The organism is Desulfosudis oleivorans Hxd3 (assembly GCF_000018405.1).
Taxonomy (GTDB): Bacteria; Desulfobacterota; Desulfobacteria; order Desulfobacterales; family Desulfosudaceae; genus Desulfosudis; species Desulfosudis oleivorans.
Genome location: NC_009943.1, coordinates 3396347 through 3414364 on the forward strand (window position 1 = coordinate 3396347; position 18018 = coordinate 3414364).

The 18018-nt window shown below is 58.4% G+C and carries 18 protein-coding genes and 1 tRNA gene; 12 read left to right on the plus strand and 7 right to left on the minus strand.

The genetic code is table 11. The features are described from left to right. Nucleotides 1-18 precede the first annotated feature (18 nt). From DOLE_RS14480 to DOLE_RS14535, 12 genes are all read left to right on the plus strand, one after another. The gene (locus DOLE_RS14480; RefSeq protein ID WP_012176228.1) at nucleotides 19-345 is read left to right on the plus strand and encodes a DUF1844 domain-containing protein; all 327 of its coding nucleotides are present in this window, start codon (nucleotides 19-21) and stop codon (nucleotides 343-345) included. Beyond that, the gene (locus DOLE_RS14485; protein WP_012176229.1) at nucleotides 342-1799 is read left to right on the plus strand and encodes a DegQ family serine endoprotease; all 1458 of its coding nucleotides are present in this window, start codon (nucleotides 342-344) and stop codon (nucleotides 1797-1799) included. Before DOLE_RS14480 ends, DOLE_RS14485 begins: the two co-directional genes overlap by 4 nt. Nucleotides 1800-1917: 118 nt before the next feature. Continuing rightward, complete coding sequence (ispE, locus tag DOLE_RS14490) at nucleotides 1918-2775, plus strand: 4-(cytidine 5'-diphospho)-2-C-methyl-D-erythritol kinase (protein WP_012176230.1); 858 nt, start codon at nucleotides 1918-1920, stop codon at nucleotides 2773-2775. A gap of 22 nt (nucleotides 2776-2797) precedes the next feature. Continuing rightward, a tRNA-Gln gene (locus tag DOLE_RS14495) sits at nucleotides 2798-2873 on the plus strand. Nucleotides 2874-2911: 38 nt separating this feature from the next. Further along, nucleotides 2912-3865 (plus strand): ribose-phosphate pyrophosphokinase, encoded by a 954-nt coding sequence (locus DOLE_RS14500; protein WP_012176231.1) that lies wholly within the window; start codon nucleotides 2912-2914, stop codon nucleotides 3863-3865. Between the two features lie 51 nt (nucleotides 3866-3916). Further along, entirely contained in the window at nucleotides 3917-4570 is a 654-nt protein-coding gene (locus tag DOLE_RS14505; protein WP_012176232.1) for a 50S ribosomal protein L25, read from the plus strand. Between the two features lie 39 nt (nucleotides 4571-4609). After that, a complete protein-coding gene (pth, locus tag DOLE_RS14510; protein WP_012176233.1) occupies nucleotides 4610-5191 on the plus strand; it encodes an aminoacyl-tRNA hydrolase in 582 nt (193 codons plus the stop codon). Between the two features lie 58 nt (nucleotides 5192-5249). Further along, the gene (locus DOLE_RS14515; protein ID WP_012176234.1) at nucleotides 5250-7322 is read left to right on the plus strand and encodes a sodium-translocating pyrophosphatase; all 2073 of its coding nucleotides are present in this window, start codon (nucleotides 5250-5252) and stop codon (nucleotides 7320-7322) included. 134 nt (nucleotides 7323-7456) lie between these two features. Then, on the plus strand, nucleotides 7457-8023 hold the full coding sequence (locus DOLE_RS14520; RefSeq protein ID WP_012176235.1) for a CarD family transcriptional regulator: 567 nt from the start codon (nucleotides 7457-7459) through the stop codon (nucleotides 8021-8023). Nucleotides 8024-8036: 13 nt separating this feature from the next. After that, nucleotides 8037-8999, plus strand: coding sequence for an RluA family pseudouridine synthase (locus tag DOLE_RS14525; protein WP_041281230.1), 963 nt, complete (start codon nucleotides 8037-8039; stop codon nucleotides 8997-8999). Nucleotides 9000-9042: 43 nt separating this feature from the next. Then, nucleotides 9043-9921: an SDR family oxidoreductase gene (locus tag DOLE_RS14530; RefSeq protein ID WP_012176237.1), complete on the plus strand. Its 879-nt coding sequence runs from the start codon at nucleotides 9043-9045 to the stop codon at nucleotides 9919-9921. Further along, nucleotides 9918-10994, plus strand: a complete 1077-nt coding sequence (locus DOLE_RS14535; protein ID WP_012176238.1) for an alpha/beta hydrolase family protein — start codon at nucleotides 9918-9920, stop codon at nucleotides 10992-10994. The genes DOLE_RS14530 and DOLE_RS14535 overlap by 4 nt, the downstream gene beginning before the upstream one ends. Before the next feature lie 90 nt (nucleotides 10995-11084). On the opposite strand, the gene DOLE_RS14540 is transcribed toward DOLE_RS14535, so the two are convergent. From DOLE_RS14540 to DOLE_RS17615, 7 genes are all read right to left on the minus strand, one after another. Next, entirely contained in the window at nucleotides 11085-13184 is a 2100-nt protein-coding gene (locus tag DOLE_RS14540; RefSeq protein WP_012176239.1) for an FAD-dependent oxidoreductase, read from the minus strand. Between the two features lie 36 nt (nucleotides 13185-13220). Further along, complete coding sequence (gene rsxA / locus DOLE_RS14545) at nucleotides 13221-13796, minus strand: electron transport complex subunit RsxA (protein WP_012176240.1); 576 nt, start codon at nucleotides 13794-13796, stop codon at nucleotides 13221-13223. A 9-nt stretch (nucleotides 13797-13805) separates the two neighbouring features. Then, complete coding sequence (rsxE, locus tag DOLE_RS14550) at nucleotides 13806-14408, minus strand: electron transport complex subunit RsxE (protein ID WP_012176241.1); 603 nt, start codon at nucleotides 14406-14408, stop codon at nucleotides 13806-13808. A 15-nt stretch (nucleotides 14409-14423) separates the two neighbouring features. Beyond that, nucleotides 14424-15014: an RnfABCDGE type electron transport complex subunit G gene (gene rnfG / locus DOLE_RS14555; protein ID WP_012176242.1), complete on the minus strand. Its 591-nt coding sequence runs from the start codon at nucleotides 15012-15014 to the stop codon at nucleotides 14424-14426. Then, entirely contained in the window at nucleotides 15014-15976 is a 963-nt protein-coding gene (locus DOLE_RS14560) for an RnfABCDGE type electron transport complex subunit D (RefSeq protein WP_012176243.1), read from the minus strand. Before DOLE_RS14560 ends, rnfG begins: the two co-directional genes overlap by 1 nt. Beyond that, nucleotides 15966-17249: a 4Fe-4S dicluster domain-containing protein gene (locus DOLE_RS14565; RefSeq protein WP_012176244.1), complete on the minus strand. Its 1284-nt coding sequence runs from the start codon at nucleotides 17247-17249 to the stop codon at nucleotides 15966-15968. The genes DOLE_RS14560 and DOLE_RS14565 overlap by 11 nt, the downstream gene beginning before the upstream one ends. A gap of 63 nt (nucleotides 17250-17312) precedes the next feature. Next, nucleotides 17313-17867 (minus strand): cytochrome c3 family protein, encoded by a 555-nt coding sequence (locus DOLE_RS17615; protein WP_012176245.1) that lies wholly within the window; start codon nucleotides 17865-17867, stop codon nucleotides 17313-17315. Between the last annotated feature and the right edge of the window lie 151 nt (nucleotides 17868-18018).

The window sequence follows — 18018 nt, forward strand, 5'->3', positions numbered from 1 at the left end:
CGACAAGGAGTAATCCCCATGACCGCTGCAGAATCCCAGGACTTTGTTCTCAAGGAAGACGACAAGAACAAGTCCCAAAAAACGGAAAGCCGGCTTCCGGCCATCAATTTTTCCACCTTTGTCTTTTCCCTCAACTCATCGGCCTTGGTACACCTGGGCGTCATTGCCGACCCCGTGTCCGGCAAAACAGAGAAAAACCTGGCCGTGGCCAAACATACCATCGACATTATCGGTATGCTGAAGGAGAAAACCGCCGGAAACCTGACCGATGATGAAAAAGGACTGCTGGAAACGGCTTTGCGCGACCTGAGAATTCTTTACGTAAAGGAGAAGGACAGCAAATGAAACATTACGCCACTCTCCCCACGGCAATCAGCAGGCGGTGCGTGGCGGGCGCCGGAATGGCCCTTGCCCTGCTTACCCTGCTTTTTACCATGAACTCGGCGGCCCTGGCCGCGATTCAAAAACAGCCGGCCCTGATTCCCGAATCATTCAGCGAACTGGCCGACGCTATCGGTCCGGCCGTGGTCAACATCCGCACCGAAACAACAACGGCCCAGAGCGACCGCCTGTCCCGCCATTTTTTTAACTCCCCCTTTGGAGAAAACGACCCGTTTAACGAGTTCTTCGAGCGGTTTTTCAATGCCCCCCACGGCCGGCAGTTCAAGCAACGCAGCCTGGGCTCGGGGTTTGTCATCGATTCACGGGGGCTGATCGTCACCAACAACCACGTGGTGGAAAACGCGGACAAGATTATTGTCAAGCTCAAAGACGGTGATGAGTTTGACGCCACGGTGGTGGGAACCGACGCCAACACCGATCTGGCCCTGCTGGAAATCGAGGCAAAGCGGCCCCTTCCCAGCCTGGAGCTGGGCGATTCAGACGACCTGAAGGTGGGGGAATGGGTGGTGGCCATCGGCAGCCCCTTCGGCCTGGAACAGACCGTCACCGCGGGCATCGTCAGTGCCAAGGGCCGGGTGATCGGGGCCGGTCCCTATGACGACTTCATTCAGACCGACGCCTCCATCAACCCCGGCAACAGCGGCGGCCCCCTGGTCAACCTGGCCGGCGAGGTGGTGGGCATCAACACCGCCATCATTGCCAGCGGCCAGGGCATCGGGTTTGCCATTCCCGCCAACCTTGCCAACAACATTCTTGAGCAGCTGGAGACCAAAGGCCACGTGATTCGCGGCTGGCTGGGCGTGGGCATTCAGCCGGTGAGCAAAGAGATGGCCGAGTATTACAACCTGGAAAGCGGCAAAGGGGCACTGGTCACCGAGGTCTTTCCCGGGGATCCGGCGGACAAGGCCGGCATCAAGACCCAGGACATCATTCTTGAGGTCAACGGTAAAGAAATTAAAGACAGCCGGGATCTTTCCGCCATGATCGCCAGCCTGCCCGTGGGAGAAACCATCAAAGTAATGCTGCTGCGGGACGGAAAGAAAAAAACCGTAACCGTCAAGATCAAGGAACGGGACGACACCCGCGTGGCGGGCAAATCGGAAACCGGCACCCAGAGCGCCATGGACCTGGAAGTGGCCGACATCACCGAAGAGGTGGCCAGAAAACTGAACCTGAACAGCACCGAGGGCGTGTACGTGTCTGAAGTGGCCCCCGGTGGAAAGGGCGATCAGGCCGGCATTCAGCCGGGAGATGTGATCAGAGAGATCAACCGGCAGCGCATTCAGAACACGGCCGACTTTGAGGCCATCCTGAAAGGTATCAAGGAGGGAGACCCCCTGCTGATCCTGATTCGAAAATCCAACGGCATGTTCATGGTGATAAAAACCACCCGGTAGCCCGGATATTGCATAAAACATCCGGGGTAACGGGCGACAACACCGGACAATTTGAGCAGGCGCTTGATATCTCCCGATATCAGCGCCTGCCGTTTTATGGTAACCAAGGGGGTCCGTCATGAAGGTGCTGTCCCCTGCCAAAATCAACCTGTTTTTGCACGTCACCGGAAAGCGGGCCGACGGGTATCACGATCTTTTTACCCTGATGTGCTGCATCGGCCTGTTTGACGAGCTGACATTCGAACTCACCGACAGCGGCGTTTCGGTCCGGTGTGACCATTCAGCGGTTCCCTCCGATGCTTCCAACCTGGCCCACCGGGCCGCGACCCTCTTTTTTGAGCGTACCGGCATTCAGGCCGGGGTCTCCATCACCCTTGTCAAGCACATTCCTGTGGCCGCCGGCCTGGGCGGCGGCAGCAGCAACGCCGCAACGGTCCTGGTGTGGCTCAACAACCGGTTCGGGCGGCCGCTCTCCATGGACCGCCTTCTGGAGATGGGGGCCCTTCTGGGCGCGGATGTGCCGTTTTTCATCTTTGGCCGGCCGGCCCTTGCCACCGGCATCGGAAACCGCCTTGTCGCCTACCCTCTCCTGCCCTCCCTGCCGGTGGTGCTGATCCATCCGGACATTCCTGTTTCCACCGGCGATATCTACAAAAGTTTCAATTTAACATTGACAAATAACAAAAAAATTTCTACGATCCATTCTTTTACAAAACAGACGCCTTTTGAGTTTGCAAAACACCTTGAAAACGATCTGGAAACGGTTACTCTGGAGCGATATCCGGAGATAGGGGCCGCCAAAAAAAGACTGGTGGCCGCCGGCGCGCGGGGTGTTCTGATGTCCGGCAGCGGCCCTGCCGTGTTCGGCGTTTTTAAGGACCCGGCGGCGGCGGAACAGGCCTATGCGACGATTCCCCGGCAGACGGGAGAACGGCTGTTTTGCGCGACATTACTGACGGCGGGACATACGGCTTGACCGAAAAATGAAGCCTTTGCACTGGGGCGTCGTCAAGCGGTAAAGACACAGGATTTTGATTCCTGCATTCGGAGGTTCGAATCCTCCCGCCCCAGCCAATGGACACGATGCCGGAAAACGATATGAGGACAGGCCATTGAAGGAACCAAACAACGATTTTAAAATTTTTTCGGGAAACGCAAATCCCGGGCTGGTGGAAAAAATCTGCGCGTACCTGGGCCGGCCCCTGGGAAAGGCCAAGGTCTCCCGGTTCAGCGACGGCGAGGTCCAGATCGAAATCAACGAAAACGTCCGGCGCAAGGACGTGTTTCTGATCCAGTCCACCTGCGCGCCGGTCAACGATAACCTGGTGGAACTGCTGCTGATGCTTGATGCGCTCAAACGCTCCTCGGTCAGCAAGATCACCGCGGTGATTCCCTATTACGGATATGCCCGCCAGGACAAAAAGGTAGCGCCCCGGGTGCCGATCAGCGCCAAGCTGGTGGCGGACCTGCTCACCCAGGCCGGTGCCAACAAGATCATCACCCTGGACCTGCATGCCGGCCAGATTCAGGGCTTTTTCAATGTGCCGGTAGACAACCTGTTCGCGGCCCCGGTGCTGATCACCCACATTAAAAAACACTTTTCCCCCGACAACCTGGTCATTGTCTCTCCCGACGCCGGCGGTGTGGAGCGGGCACGGGCCTTTGCCAAGCGACTGGACGCGGAACTGGCCATTGTGGACAAGCGCCGCTCCGCTCCCAACCAGGCCCAGGCCATGGCGGTCATCGGTGACGTCAAGGATAAAATCGCGATTATTTTAGACGACATGGTGGACACCGCCGGCACTCTGACCGAGGCGGCGGCGGCCCTGGACGCCAAGGGCGCCAGGGAAGTGAATGCCTGCTGCGTGCATCCGGTGCTGTCCGGCCCGGCGGTGGACCGCATCACCGGCTCCAAACTCAAACAGATTATCGTCACCGACACGGTGCCGCTGAATGAAAATGCGAAACAGTGCAACAAAATAGAGGTCCTCTCCATCGCCGACCTGGTGGGAGAGGCCATGATACGAAGCTACAGGGGCGATTCGGTCACCTCTCTTTTTGTATAGCCCCGTCCATTGCGCTTACCAAAATATAAAGAAACAAAGGATTTTTGAAACATGGAATTAAAGGAACTGCAAGTCAAAACACGTCAGATGGCGGGTGGGCCCACCCCAAAGGCGCTGCGGCGCCAGGGGTTTGTTCCCGCAATAGTGTATGGTCATAAAAACGACCCGCTTCCCCTTGCCGTGGACGATCACACTTTTCGCCTTCTGCTCAAGGACGCCGGCCAACAGGCCCTTCTCTCCCTCGTCATCGACGACGGGGCCGCGTCAAAAACCGTCATGCTCAAGGAGCTCCAGCAACACCCGGTCTCCCTGAAGCTGATTCACGCCGATTTTCACGAAGTGGATCTGACCAAGAAAATCACCACCTATGTCCCTGTTGCCACAACGGGTGTGTGCAAGGGCGAAAAAGAGGGTGGTGTGCTTCAGCTGATCCGTAGAGAACTGGAAGTGCGCTGCCTGCCGGGACTTATTCCGGAATCCATCGCCATCGATATCAGCGCTCTCGACATCGGTGATTCGGTCCACGTGGCTGATATCGAGGCCCCGGAGGGGGTTGAGCTGGTGCATGAGGTCAACTTCACGGTGATCGCCGTAGCCGCGCCTACAAAAGAAACGGTTGAAGACGAAGAAGCAGAAGAGGCCGCGGCAGAAGGCGCCGAAGAGACCGGGGAGACCGGGGAGACAGAAGAAGGCGGCGACGAATAAACCAAAGCCTGTCAACGCGGTTTTTCTATTCAGTGATGCATGTATGAAACAGAACCCTATCTGCTGGCAGGACTCGGCAACCCGGGAAGTGATTACGCCCGCACCCGGCACAACATCGGGTTCATGGTGATTGACCGGCTGGCCGAACGGTTTTCTTTTGCCATCGACAGAACAAAAGGCAGTTGCCTGTATGGCACCGGAGGAATCGAGGGGCAACGGGTGGTGGCGGTAAAACCGCAGGGATTTATGAACAGCAGCGGGCCGCCGCTTTTCCGGCTGGCACAATATTTAAAAATATCAAGCAAGCGAATGTTGGTCGTACACGACGACATCGACCTTGCTTTTGGAAAATTAAAAATAAAAACGAAAGGAGGTCATGGCGGACACAACGGCATCAAATCGATCATCGATACCTTTGGAACGGATGACTTTGTCCGTGTCCGCATCGGTATCGACCACCCCGGCGCCCGGGAGGGGGTTGTCGGCCATGTGCTGGGACGATTTTCAGCAGAAGAGCTGGAACACCTGGACGGGCTGATACAGCAGGCCGGGGAAACCGTTACGGCGATCCTGAAAGAGGGCGCCACAGCGGCCATGAACAGGCTTCATGGCGCACGGTAACAACAGGTATTTTTGTAGAGAAATATAAACCATCAACTAAAACAAACAAGGAGGAAAAATGGAGGCTTTAACAGGCAATCTGCCATTACTCTGCACCCTGATCGGAGTGGTGGGCATCATCTATTCTCTGATCATGGCGGGCATCGTCAAGAGCGCTCCCGCCGGTAACGAGAAAATGAACCAAATCGCCGACGCGGTCAAGGAAGGCGCTATTGCCTACCTGAACCGCCAGGCCAAAAGCATGGGAATCACCGGCATCATCATCTGCGTCGTCATCTGGTTCACTATGGGCTCTCTGACCGCCATCGGCTTTGCCGTGGGCGCCATCGCGTCTTTCTTCGCGGGCTACATCGGCATGCGCGTTTCGGTTATCGCCAATGTTCGTACCGCTGAAGCAGCCAGGGGCGGCCTTTCCAAAGGCCTTGCCATGGCCTTCAGGGGCGGTTCCGTGACCGGCATGATCGTGGCCGGCCTGGCCCTGACCTCGGTCGCCGGCTACTACGCATTTCTGCTCTCCAAAGACCTTACCGGCGTTAATGCGGTTATTCCGCTGGTGGCCCTGGGCTTCGGCGGCAGCCTGATCTCGATCTTCGCCCGTCTGGGCGGCGGTATCTTCACCAAGGGCGCAGACGTTGGCGCGGACCTGGTGGGCAAGGTGGAAGCCGGCATTCCCGAGGACGACCCCCGGAACCCGGCCACCATCGCCGACAACGTGGGTGACAACGTGGGCGACTGTGCCGGTATGGCAGCCGACCTTTTTGAGACCTACGCCGTTACCGCCGTGGCAGCCATGCTGCTGGGCGCGCTTTTCTTCAAGGCCAACGGCCCCGAGGTTCAGTCCATTGCCATCAATTTTCCGCTGGTGCTGGGCGCAGTGTCCATCATCGCCTCCATCATTGCTATTTTCTTTGTGCGGCTTCGTGAAGGCAGCGACTACATCATGGGCGCCCTGTACAAAGGCATGTTCGGCGCGGCTGCCATCTCGGCCGTGGCCTTCTACTTTGTGGCCAAGAAAATGCTGACCGGCGTTGAGGGCATGGACGCAATGAACCTTTACTACTGTTCATTGATCGGCATCATCCTGACCGTTGTCATTGTTATCATCACCGAGTACTACACCGGCAAGTACCAGCCGGTAAAAGATATTGCCGAAGCCTCCACCACCGGCCACGGCACCAACATCATCGCCGGCCTGGCCGTGAGCATGCAGTCCACCGCCCTGCCGGTGATCGCCATCTGTATCGCCATTTACGTTGCCTCTACCCTGGGCGGTCTTTACGGCATTGCCATGGCAGCCATGTCCATGCTGTCCATGACCGGCATGGTTATCGCCATTGACGCCTACGGCCCCATCACGGACAATGCCGGCGGCATCGCCGAGATGGCAGGCATGGACGAGAGCGTCCGGGCCGTTACCGATCCCCTGGATGCGGTGGGCAACACCACCAAGGCCGTTACCAAGGGGTATGCCATCGGCTCCGCCGGTCTGGCCGCCCTGGTGCTGTTTGCCTGCTATGTCATGGAATTCCAGTTCCATGAAGGCGGTGATCATGTCGCCCTGATATTTGATCTGTCAGATGTCCGGGTGCTGATCGGCCTGTTTATCGGCGGCCTGCTGCCCTTCCTGTTCGCCTCCATCGCCATGAAGGCCGTGGGACGGGCCGGTGGCGCGGTGGTTGACGAAGTACGCCGGCAGTTCCGTGAAATTCCGGGCATCATGGAAGGCACGGCCAAGCCGGACTACTCCGCCTGTGTGGACCTGGTCACCAAGTTCGCCATCAAGGAGATGATGGTACCGGCCCTGATTCCGGTTGTTGCCCCGATTATTATCGGTGTTCTTTTCGGAAAGGTCGGTGGTCCTTATGCTGTTGGCGGTCTTCTGATCGGCAGCATCGTCACCGGTGTCTTCCTGGCCATCTCCATGACCACCGGCGGCGCGGCCTGGGACAATGCCAAAAAGTACATTGAAGACGGCAACTTCGGCGGCAAGGGCAGCGATGCTCATAAGGCAGCGGTTACCGGCGACACCGTCGGCGACCCCTACAAAGACACCGCTGGTCCGGCCATCAACCCCATGATCAAGATCGTCAACGTGGTGGCCCTGCTCATGGTGCCGGTGCTGTTCCTGTAATACGAAACTGTTAACAACCTGAGATAAAAGGGGGAGAGCCGGCCGGCCCTCCCCCTTTTTAGTTGCCGGACGGGTTAAAATCTGCTATAAATAGTAAGATTTGTAGTTATTCAACCTCCGAGGTGACATAAAAAATGGCGCAGAAGGTAAAACCCAAAAAAGGGCCGGTCGTTAAAAAAGGCCCGAACAACTATCAACCCGGCGACCTGGTGGTCTACCCGGCCCATGGCGTGGGCCGCATTGAGACCATTGAGTCCCGGAACATCGGCGATACCCGGCAGGATTTTTACATCATGAAGATCCTGGAAACCAACATGGTCATCATGATCCCCACCCAGAATCTTACGGCCGTGGGCATCCGCAACGTGATCTGCAAAAAAGAGGTTTCAAAGATTTACAACATCATCCGCAGCCAGGAGGAGTGCGGCGCCGGTGACAACCAGACCTGGAACCGGCGGTACAAGGAGTACATGGACAAGATCAAAACCGGCTCCCTGTACGAGGTGGCTGAGGTGTTCCGGGACCTCTTTTTGCTGAAAATGACAAAAGACCTTTCATTTGGGGAAAGAAAACTGCTGGATACGGCCCAGGGCCTGCTGGTAAAAGAGCTTTCCATTGCAAAAGGGGCCGAAGAAAAAACGGTCATCTCTGAGATCGAGTCCTTTTTCCCCAAAATGCCTCCCTCCCATGCCGCCGGATAGAGACGTCGCCCTTGTGACGAGTGCAGGGCACGACGGCCTGCGACTGGACACGCTGGTGGCCGGTCAGTGGGATTGTTCACGTCATTCAGCGGCCCTGCTGATCAAAAACGGCACTATCCTTGTGGACGGTCGGCCCCAGAAGCCTTCCTATAAAGTTGGCGTCAACCAGTCCATAACCGGTCGCATTCCTTCACAAAAGCCGGAAAAGCCCGGCCCCGAGCCCGCCCCCCTGCCTCTCCTGTTTGAAGATGCGTTTCTGCTGGTTGTCAACAAGCCCCCCGGCCTTGTGGTGCACCCCGCCCCCGGCCATGAAGGGGGCACCCTGGTCAACCGCCTGCTGCACCATTTTCCGGCCATTGGCACCGTCGGTGAGCCTGACCGGCCGGGCATTGTCCACCGTCTGGACAGAAACACCTCCGGGGCCCTGGTGGTGGCCAAGACCGCGGCCGCCCATCAGGCGCTTTCCGACATGTTCAAATCCAGGCAGGTCCGCAAGACCTACCTGGCTCTGGTATACGGCCAAATGAAATCGACCGGCGGCGTTGTCACCCTGCCCATCGGCCGGCACTCCCTGGAAAGAAAAAAAATGTCGGTTTCAAGCCCTCAGGCCCGGCCAGCGGAAACTCGCTGGAAAGTGCGCAAGGCCTTTGTCGATGCCAGTCTGCTGGAGCTTGAAATTCACACCGGCCGGACCCACCAGATCCGGGTCCACTGTACGGCGCTGCAACGGCCGGTGGTGGGAGACCCCACCTACCCGTGCAAATGGACCCGGAAACGGCAGCACTTTTCCAGCCGGGCCTCTTTTGAGCTGCTCAATGCCGCCGGCCGGCAGATGCTTCACGCGTGGCGACTTGAATTTGATCATCCCGTTACCGGCGCACCCATGTGCTTTACAGCACCGCTTTTCGAAGATATAAAAGAGATGCTCCACCTGCTCAGGGCCATTGACGGCACAACAGCACCAAAAAGAGCCTGATGCGTCAAGTGGCCGTAACCCCTCCCCCATCCATGGAGGTTTCATGAAAATAAAAAACTTTACCGACAAAAAATGCTTTATCACCGGCGCGGCCAGTGGTATCGGCCGGTCCACGGCCCTTGCCATGGCCCGGCGGGGAGCCCGCCTCTTTCTCACCGACATAAACGCGGAGCCCCTGGAGGCGGTGGTTAAGGAAATTGAGCAGGAAGGCGGCACCGTGGCCGCGTGGGAGGCCTTTGATATCCGTGACCTTGACCGGGTGCGGGCCTTTTCAAACCGCATCCATCAGGCCCACGGCGCCATGGACATCGTGATGAACGTGGCCGGCACCGCCATCTGGGGCACGGTTGACCGGCTGAAGCATATTCACTGGAAAACCATGATCGATATCAACCTCATGGGCCCCATTAATGTGATTGAGTGTATGGTGTCCGAGATGGTGCGGGCCGGGCAGGGAGGCCATCTGGTCAACGTCTCTTCCGCCGCCGGCCTGATCGCCCTTCCCTGGCATGCCGCTTACAGTGCCAGCAAGTTCGGCCTGCGAGGCCTTTCCGAGGTGCTGCGCTACGACCTGCGGCCGCACCGCATCGGGGTCACCGTGGTCTGCCCCGGCGCGGTAAAAACCCCGCTGGTGGGCACGGCCCAGATTCTGGGTGTGGACAAAAGTCACAAGGCAGCCCGAAAGATGATCCGGCGCTTTGAAAAGCATGCCGTTACCCCTGAAAAAGTGGCGGCCGATATTATTCAGGGTATTGAAAAAAACCGGTACATGGTGATCACCTCTTTTGATATTCGAATGGCCTGGTGGGCAAAAAGACGATTTTTCTTTGCCTATCACCTGGCCATGATTGTGATCAGCCGGTTCTTCAGACGCATGGCCCGAAAGGCGGCGCCGGCGGCCTTAGACCGAGATGCCACATGACCAGCCTTCCCTCACCCGTCAAGACCCGGCTGCAGGATACCGCGGGAAGCCTGGTGGACCGGCTCTTCCTGCTGCCGCCGAAGCTGGCCGCCCCTTTTGTGCCGCCGCCGGCCATGGACCGCAACACCTATGAGCAGCAACTTGACTTTTACATCGACAGCGGCTATGTGGCCCGGCCCGCCTCTTTTTTCTCGCTGCCCTCTGCAGCGCCCTCCTTTTCCATCATTGAAGAACGGCCTTACCGTGACGGCCGATACCAGGAGATCGCCTACAAAAGCGGGTATGAGACAAAAAGCCCCCTGATCCGAGACGCCTATCATGCCCATACGGCCAACCGCACCGGCTACCTGGTCCGGTGGATTCACGGGGACCGGCACCGGAACACGGTGCTCTGCCTTCACGGCTACATGCTGGGTGAACCGCGACAGGCAAGAAAGATGTTTCGGGTAAAACATCTTTTTACCGCCGGGCTGGACGTGGCCCTCTTTATCGCGCCCTTTCACTGGCGGCGCCGGGCCGGGGGCCTTTCAAAACGGGGATTCTTTCTGCAGCCCGGCAACGTGGGAATGACCTGTGAGTGCGTGGGCCAGAGCATGCATGACCTGGCCGGGGCCTTTCACATCCTTGCTCAACTCGGCGCGCCCCAGATCGGCCTGATCGGCGCCAGCCTGGGCGGGTACAACACGGCCCTGTTTGCCTGTTTGAGCGACATGCCGGCTTTCGGTGCCATGATGGTGCCGGCGGTGAACTTTTCTGCCCCCCTTGGGCCGGACACGGCCCGGCACGCCTTTCCCGTTGACACGGCACTGCGCCAAAAGATCTTCAGCGTCTGGGGAATGCATTCGCCGTTGAATTTTGTTCCGAAGCTGTCTTCTGACAGACTTCTGGTGGTTGCCTCCAGAGGCGACCGGCTCTGCCCCTTTGTCCATGTACAGGCCCTGTGTGACAAGTGGCGCATCTCCGATTGTCACTTTCTTTCCGGGGGCCACTGGCTGGTTTTCAACGGCCGACAGCGGGGCCAAGCATGGTATGACTTTCTTTCCCGCATGGAATTTCTGGACAATCCCGGCTGAAAACATCAAAATCTGCAGAACGAATAAAAAAGGGGCGAAGCCCTAACGGCTTCGCCCCTTTTTGTTTTTTCCAGGTTTACCCAAAGAGGGTTACAGCTTGCAGCCGTCCTCCCGGTTGTAGCAGGTCGTGCAGCAGAAGAGGCACCGGTCCGCCTCCTTCAGGGCATTCTCCTCGCTGATGACCAGGTCGGCCTCGTCAAAGGTCTTGATCCGGCTGCTCACCTCCAGCTCCGGCATCTCCACCCGCTTGCTCTTTGTGACCCCGTCCACTGTCTCAAACAGGCACCCGGGAATATGGGTCTTGAACAGGTCGTTGGGCGGCGGTGTCACCGGCTGGCCGGAGAGGTAAAGATCAATGGAGCGGGCCGCGCGGCGGCCCCCGCCGATGGCTTCCACCACCAGGGAGGCGCCGGTTGCCGAATCGCCGGCGGTAAAAATATACGGAATATTGGTCTGAAGGGTCTGGGGGTCAATCTGGTCGATGGTGTCCCACTTGGTGGTGGCCAGGGCCTCACCCCGCCGGCCCTTTTCCGTCTCTTTAAAGGAGATGTCGGGTCCCTGGCCGATGGCCAGCACAATCATGTCGGTCTCCAGCACCTGGACCGCGCCCTCCTTGGGTACGGGTTTACGGCGGCCGCTGGCGTCCGGCTCGCCCAGTTCCATCTCCTGGACCTCCAGGCCCACTACGTTACCATTCTCATCCCCGAGAATGCGGTTGGGGGAGAACAGGTATTTCATGTTGACCCCTTCATGCTCGGCCGCCTCGATCTCCACCATGTTGGCCGGCATCTCGTTCCGGGTCCGGCGATAGACAATGGAGACCTCTTCAGCGCCCAGCCGCACCAGGGTCCGGACGCAGTCAATGGCCGTGTTGCCGCCGCCGATGACGGCGCACTTTCTGCCCACCGGCACCGGGTCCGTGCCGGCGCCCTGCTGCCATGCGGCAAATTTGGTGAGAAAGGATATGCCGGTGTAAACACCCTTGAGGTCGTTGCCTTCAATCTTAAGACCGTAATCCTTCCATGCGCCGATGCCCAGGAAAATGGCGTCGTACCCGGCGGCCATCAGGCTGCCCATGTCAAAATCACGGCCCAGCCGCATGTTGGGCTTGTGCTCGATGCCCATGTTGAGAATGCCGTCGGTCTCCCACTTCAGCACTTTTTTGGGCAGCCGGTATTCGGGAATACCGTAACGGATCATGCCGCCCAGCTCCGGGTTGTCGTCAAAAATGGTCACGCCGTGTCCCACCCGGCGCAGAAAATAGGCGGCGGTCAGGCCGGCCGGGCCGCCGCCGATCACCGCTACCTTCTTGCCGGTGGACGGCGCGCAGGAAATGGGCAGCCGCTTGCCGGAGTTCATCTCATAGTCAGCCGCAAACCGCTTGAGCTGGTTGATGGAGACCGGCTCATCCACCACCCCGCGGCGGCACTTGTCCTCGCAGGGATGGGGGCAGACCCGGCCGCAGGCCAGCAGCAACGGGTTTCTCTCCCGAATGGTGTTGACCGCGCCCTCATAGTCGCCGGTTTTGATCTGGTTGATGTACTTGGGAATATCGATCTGGGCCGGACAGGTCTGGGTGCACGGCGCATGGGCTCCGTTGGTGGCATTGAACTCAAAGAGCCGCTGGGACATGGTTTTGACCCGAATGATGTTCTTCGGACAGACCGCCTCACAGGCCCCACACCCCACGCACTTGGCCGGGTCCACCACCGGGTAGCCGTCTTCGCCCATCACGATGGCGTCAAAGGCGCAGGCTTTAATGCAGTCACCGTATCCCAGGCATCCGGTGGGGCAGTCCCGCCGGCCGCCGTACAGGGCCGTGACCGCGTTGCAGGAAAGGATTCCCTTGTAGTTGTATTTGTTTTCCGCCCGGTTGCCGCCGGTGCACTCGTTTTCCGACACCCTGGGCTCGGCGGTTCCCGGATCCACTCCCATGATGGCGGCGATATTGGCCGCGGAATCCGGCCCACCCACAATACAGACACTGGGCAGGGCCTCTCCCTTCACCACCGCCGCGGCAGCGGCTGAACAGCCGGCATATCCGCACCCGCCGCAGTTGGCGCCGGCGGTTGCCGATTCGACCTCTGCGATACGGGGGTCTTCATAAACATAAAACACACGGGAAGCAACACCCAGAATGACGCTGCTGGCCATGCCCAGCCCCAACATGGAAAGAATCGCATTTAACACTGCATACTCCTTCGAGTTACAATTACAATAGTATGATTAAGCCATGCCTTTGAACGCGAAAAACGCCAGCGCGATCATGCCCGCGGTCACCAGACCGATGGAGGTATCCTGCAGCGGCTTGGGCACCTTGCCCAGGTTGATCCGCTCCCGCACGCCGGCAAACAGGATCAGGGCCAGGCCGAAACCCACCGCGTAGGAGAAGGAGGCCACCAGGGCCTGCAGAAAATTATACTCCTCCTTGATGTTGATCAGGCAGGCGCCCATCACGGCGCAGTTGGTGGTGATCAGGGGCAGAAAGATGCCCAGGCCCGCGTAGAGGGCCGGAATGCTCTTTTTCAGGAACATCTCCACAAACTGGACCAGGGAGGCGATCACCAGGATAAAGGCCAGGGTGCGCAGAAATTCAAGGTCAAGCCACTTGAGCAGGAACACGTCCACGCACCAGGTGATCATGCCGGCCATGACCAGGACGAACACCACGGCCATGGACATGCCCACCGCGGTCTCCATTTTCTTGGAGGTGCCCAGAAACGGACAGTTACCCAGGAACTGGGCCAGCAGAATGTTGTTGATCAGAATACAACTGATGGCCAGAAGAATATATTCGGTCATGATGGTCTCCTATTTTTCCAGCATGTTCATGATACAGAGCATCAGGCCGAGGCACACAAAAGCGCCCGGCGCCTGCACCATAAAGGCAAACGGCAGAAACGCGTCGCCGAACAGTGAATAACTGTTGCCGAGGACCGTCAATGTGCCGGCGCCAAGGGCCTCCCGGACCGCGGCAATGGCGGCCAGGGACAAGGTAAACCCGACACCCATACCGAGCCCGTCGGCAATGGATGGCAACAGGGGGTTTTTAAAAGCAAAGGCCTCGGCCCGTCCCAGCACGATGCAGTTCACAACGATCAGGGGGATAAAAATGCCCAGTTGCAGGAACAGGCTGTAGGTATAGGCCTGCATCAGCAATTCCACCAGGGTCACAAAGGTGGCGATGATGGTGATAAAACAGGCGATGCGCACCTTGGTGGGAATGACGTTTCGCAGCATGGAAACCAGAATGTTTGACCCCACCAGCACAAAGGTGGTGGCAAGCCCCATGCCGATGCCGTTTTCCACTTTGGTGGTCACGGCAAGGACCGGGCAGAGGCCCAGCACCAGCCGAAACGGCGGAATCTCCGCCCACAACCCCTTGGTAAACTCTTGCGTAATAGACTTGGCCATTTTCAACTCCCCTGTTTATAAACTTGCTATCTTGTTTTTGATCTCGTCTTCCAGCTGCTGGTAAATCTCACCGGCATTGGTGGCGGCATTGCACACGGCCCCGGAGGTAACGGTAGCACCGCTGATGGCGTCGATCTGGCCGCCGGCGCTTTTGACCTTGAACGTCTGGGTCACGGGAAGGCCCACAAACCGGTTCACCAGATCCGGCTCGCTCTTGGCCCTGGAGCCGATGCCCGGGGTCTCGCTGTGAGTGGTCACGCCGGCGCTGGCAATGGTGCCGGTGTCAATATCCACCCCCACCATCAGGCCCACATCACCGCCGAACCCGCCCTTGCCGCTGACGCTCAGGGCCACGTACCGGACCTTTCCGTCCACGGCGATGGGAAAAAGGGTCACCGCCTCCTTGCCCTCGCCAAGGGTGAACCGGTCAGCGATCATGTCATTGGAAGCGTTTGCAAACATCTCCCGCAGCACCGGCCCCTGCACAAAGTTGAGTACCTGAAGCTCGATCTTGTCCTGTGTCGCGGCCCGCACACCGGCCAGCAGTCCGCCGGAAACCGCGGTCAAAACGGTCAGCACCACCACCATTTTAATTAATTCACGCATTATGCTACCTTCCCCATTGCTTTTGGTCTGATTTTATCAACAAGTGGATTGATCAGGTTGATCACCAGAATGGCAAACACCACACCGTCCACATGCACGCCGATGTTTCTGATCAGAACGGTCAGCAGACCGCCGGCGGCGCCGTAGATCAGCATGGGTACAAAATTAACCGGTGAAGAGGAGTCCTCTGTGGCCAGAAAAAAAGCGCCGATCAGCGTGTAGCCCGTCAGCAGGTGAAAGACCGGGCCCGCATACTCCACGGGCTTGGCCAGGCTGAACACCAGGGCCGTGACAAACACACCGGCCAGAAAAGAGACCGCAATCTCCCACCGGATATAGCCCCTTATCATCAGGTAGATGCCGCCGATGAGAATGCCCAGGCCGAAAGTGGCGCCGATGCCGCCGGCCTGTTTGCCCATCAGCAGGTCCATGGGCGTAAACCCGGCCACGCTGGCCGAACCGAAATACTTGGCCGACCACATCGGGTAGACCATGTTGAAGCCGGTTTCGTAGTCGGCCAGCATGTAATTAAAATCCACGAAAGCGGGCCATGAAACACCCAGAATCGCCAGGCTGATGAGGGCAGGATTAAAAGGATTGGCGCCCAGGCCGCCGAAAATCTGCTTGGCGATGACAATGGCCACAAAAGTGCCGGTGATCACCATCCACCAGGGCGTGGTGGCCGGCAGCAGCATGGCCAGAAGCAATCCCACCAGGGCGGCATTGCCGTCTCCCACGGAAACCGGTGTTTTGGAAACCCTGTTAATCAGCAGCTCCCAGAGTATGGCGGTGGACACGGAGAGGCAGACCACGGCCAGGGCCGGCACACCATAGGTCAGGATGCCGGCGATCACCGGAATCAGGGCCACCAGCAGAATATTATAGTGCCGGGCCGACAGGCTGCTGCCGTCATGCCAGAACGGCGCATGTGAAACAACCAGTTTTTTAGAACTATGCTGCATGATCCGCCTCCGCTGTAGTGAGTCTGGCAAATTCGTACTTGCCGAGTTGTATATACTGGAATATCGGAATTCGTGCCGGGCATACGCAACTGCACAGGCCGCAGTCAATGCAGGAAAGCAGGTCGTGGCTGTCCACGGCCTCGCCGTACTCCCCGGCCTGTAGATAGCGGATCAGCACATTCACCGGCACCCGGGCCGGACAGATTCTCACGCAGTCACCGCAGTTGATGCAGCTGTTTTCCGACACATCGAAAATCTGGTCGGCGCCCTGCACAAAAATCATGTCTGTATCCGGTCCCACGGGATGACTTTCGGTGTAGACCGCGGTTCCGGTCAGCGGGCCGCCCAGGACCAGCCGGTCGTTTTCACTGACCGCCTGGGAACAGGCGGAAAGCACCTGGCCCACCGGCGTGCCCAGCACCACCGACACCAGTTTCTTGGTCCCGTTTTTCAACACCACGGTAACGATCTTACGATCCGGAACCCTGCCCTTCTCATAGGCTTTCCCCAGGGCCGCCACCGCCTCGGCACTGACAAAACAGATGCCCGCCGCCTCGCAGGTGGTATCGGCCGGAATGGTCATCCCCAGCAGGTCTTTTGCCATAATACGCGGGTTGGCCGCCGGGTAGGCAGCGCCGACCTTTTTTATTTCCAGCCCGCCGGCCTGCAGGCCGGGCGCCATCCTGTCGAACACCGTCAGCATCATTCGGGGCGCGCCGCCCAGCATCTTTTTCAGGGCCTCGGCACCCCGCAGAATGGCATCCATGCCGGCTTTCAACACATACTGGCGGGTCACGCACAGCAGGTCCGAATCCACACCGCATACAACGATCGTCTTGATCTTGTCGGGTGTGTCAAACAGCGCGACAGGCAACCCGCCGGGCACGCACCGCAAAAACCGGTCGGCAGCCTCCAGCGACGGGGTTTTACCGGCCTGGGCAAAGGCGTCATCCGCCGCGGCACTCGCATCCACCTTGACGGTTACAGCGGTATACCGCCGGCCGAAATTCCCGGTATAGGCATCCACCGAGGACACCGTACCGCCCAGGGCCGCCGTGGCATAAGCGTCGCTGCCGGCAATGGGTGATACCGCCTGGCCTTGGGCAATGGCGTCTCCTGTATGGACCTGCAACGCCGTCTGATTTTCAAGGGGCGTGTCCACCAGCAGGGTGATAGCGGCGGGTGCCGGTATTTCCTGGGCCGCCAGGGTCGAATCCAGGGGTTCATACATCAATGTAGGCTTTGCCAATCCGAAAAACGGTCTTTTTATCATCGCCTTACCTTTTTCATCCCATTAACTATTAAATGCCGTGACACCGCCGCGGCAAACGTGTCTCTACTGGGCGTGGCACTCGCCGCAGGCAACGGGTCCCGCCCCATAATCCTCGTGACATCCGATGCACTGGTCATGCAGGGCGTCCGACGTCTTCTGAAACTTCATGATCATTGCATCCCCGTAATCCGGGTCGTGGCACTCGCTGCAGGAGGCCGGAATATCCTCGCCTTCGGCCAGAGCATGGCAGTCCTTGCAGGTCCAGGCCTCCGGTTCGGTCTCCAGCACCACATGGTGCTCATCAAAAATATAGTCGTCGTAAATCACGGGGTGGCAGGCCGTGCACTCGGAAGGAACGGTCTTGACGTCAGCGGCCCGGTGACATTCGGCGCACGACATGTAATCGCCCGTTTCACCGTGATGATGACAGGCGGCGCAGTCGTCCACCTGGGCATGCATCTGATGGTCGAACATCACATCCCCCCCCAGGCTTTTGTAAACCTTCCGAACAGGTTCGTCAGGCTTTTCCGCGGGCACCGCCGCGTAACAGACCACGCCCACAATCAGTAAAATTGCGGCCAGACCGTAAGCAAGTTTTGTCTCCTTTTGTGATCCCATCTACATGTCCTCATTCCAGGTTTTAGAAAACGGGTTTGAATTAAAAATTGTAAAAAATATTCTCTAGCACAGTCGATGCGGCCTTTTCAAGTGTTTTATGTCAAAAATGACCGATATCAGCCGGTTTCCGCAAAAGGCGGAAGAAAAACGA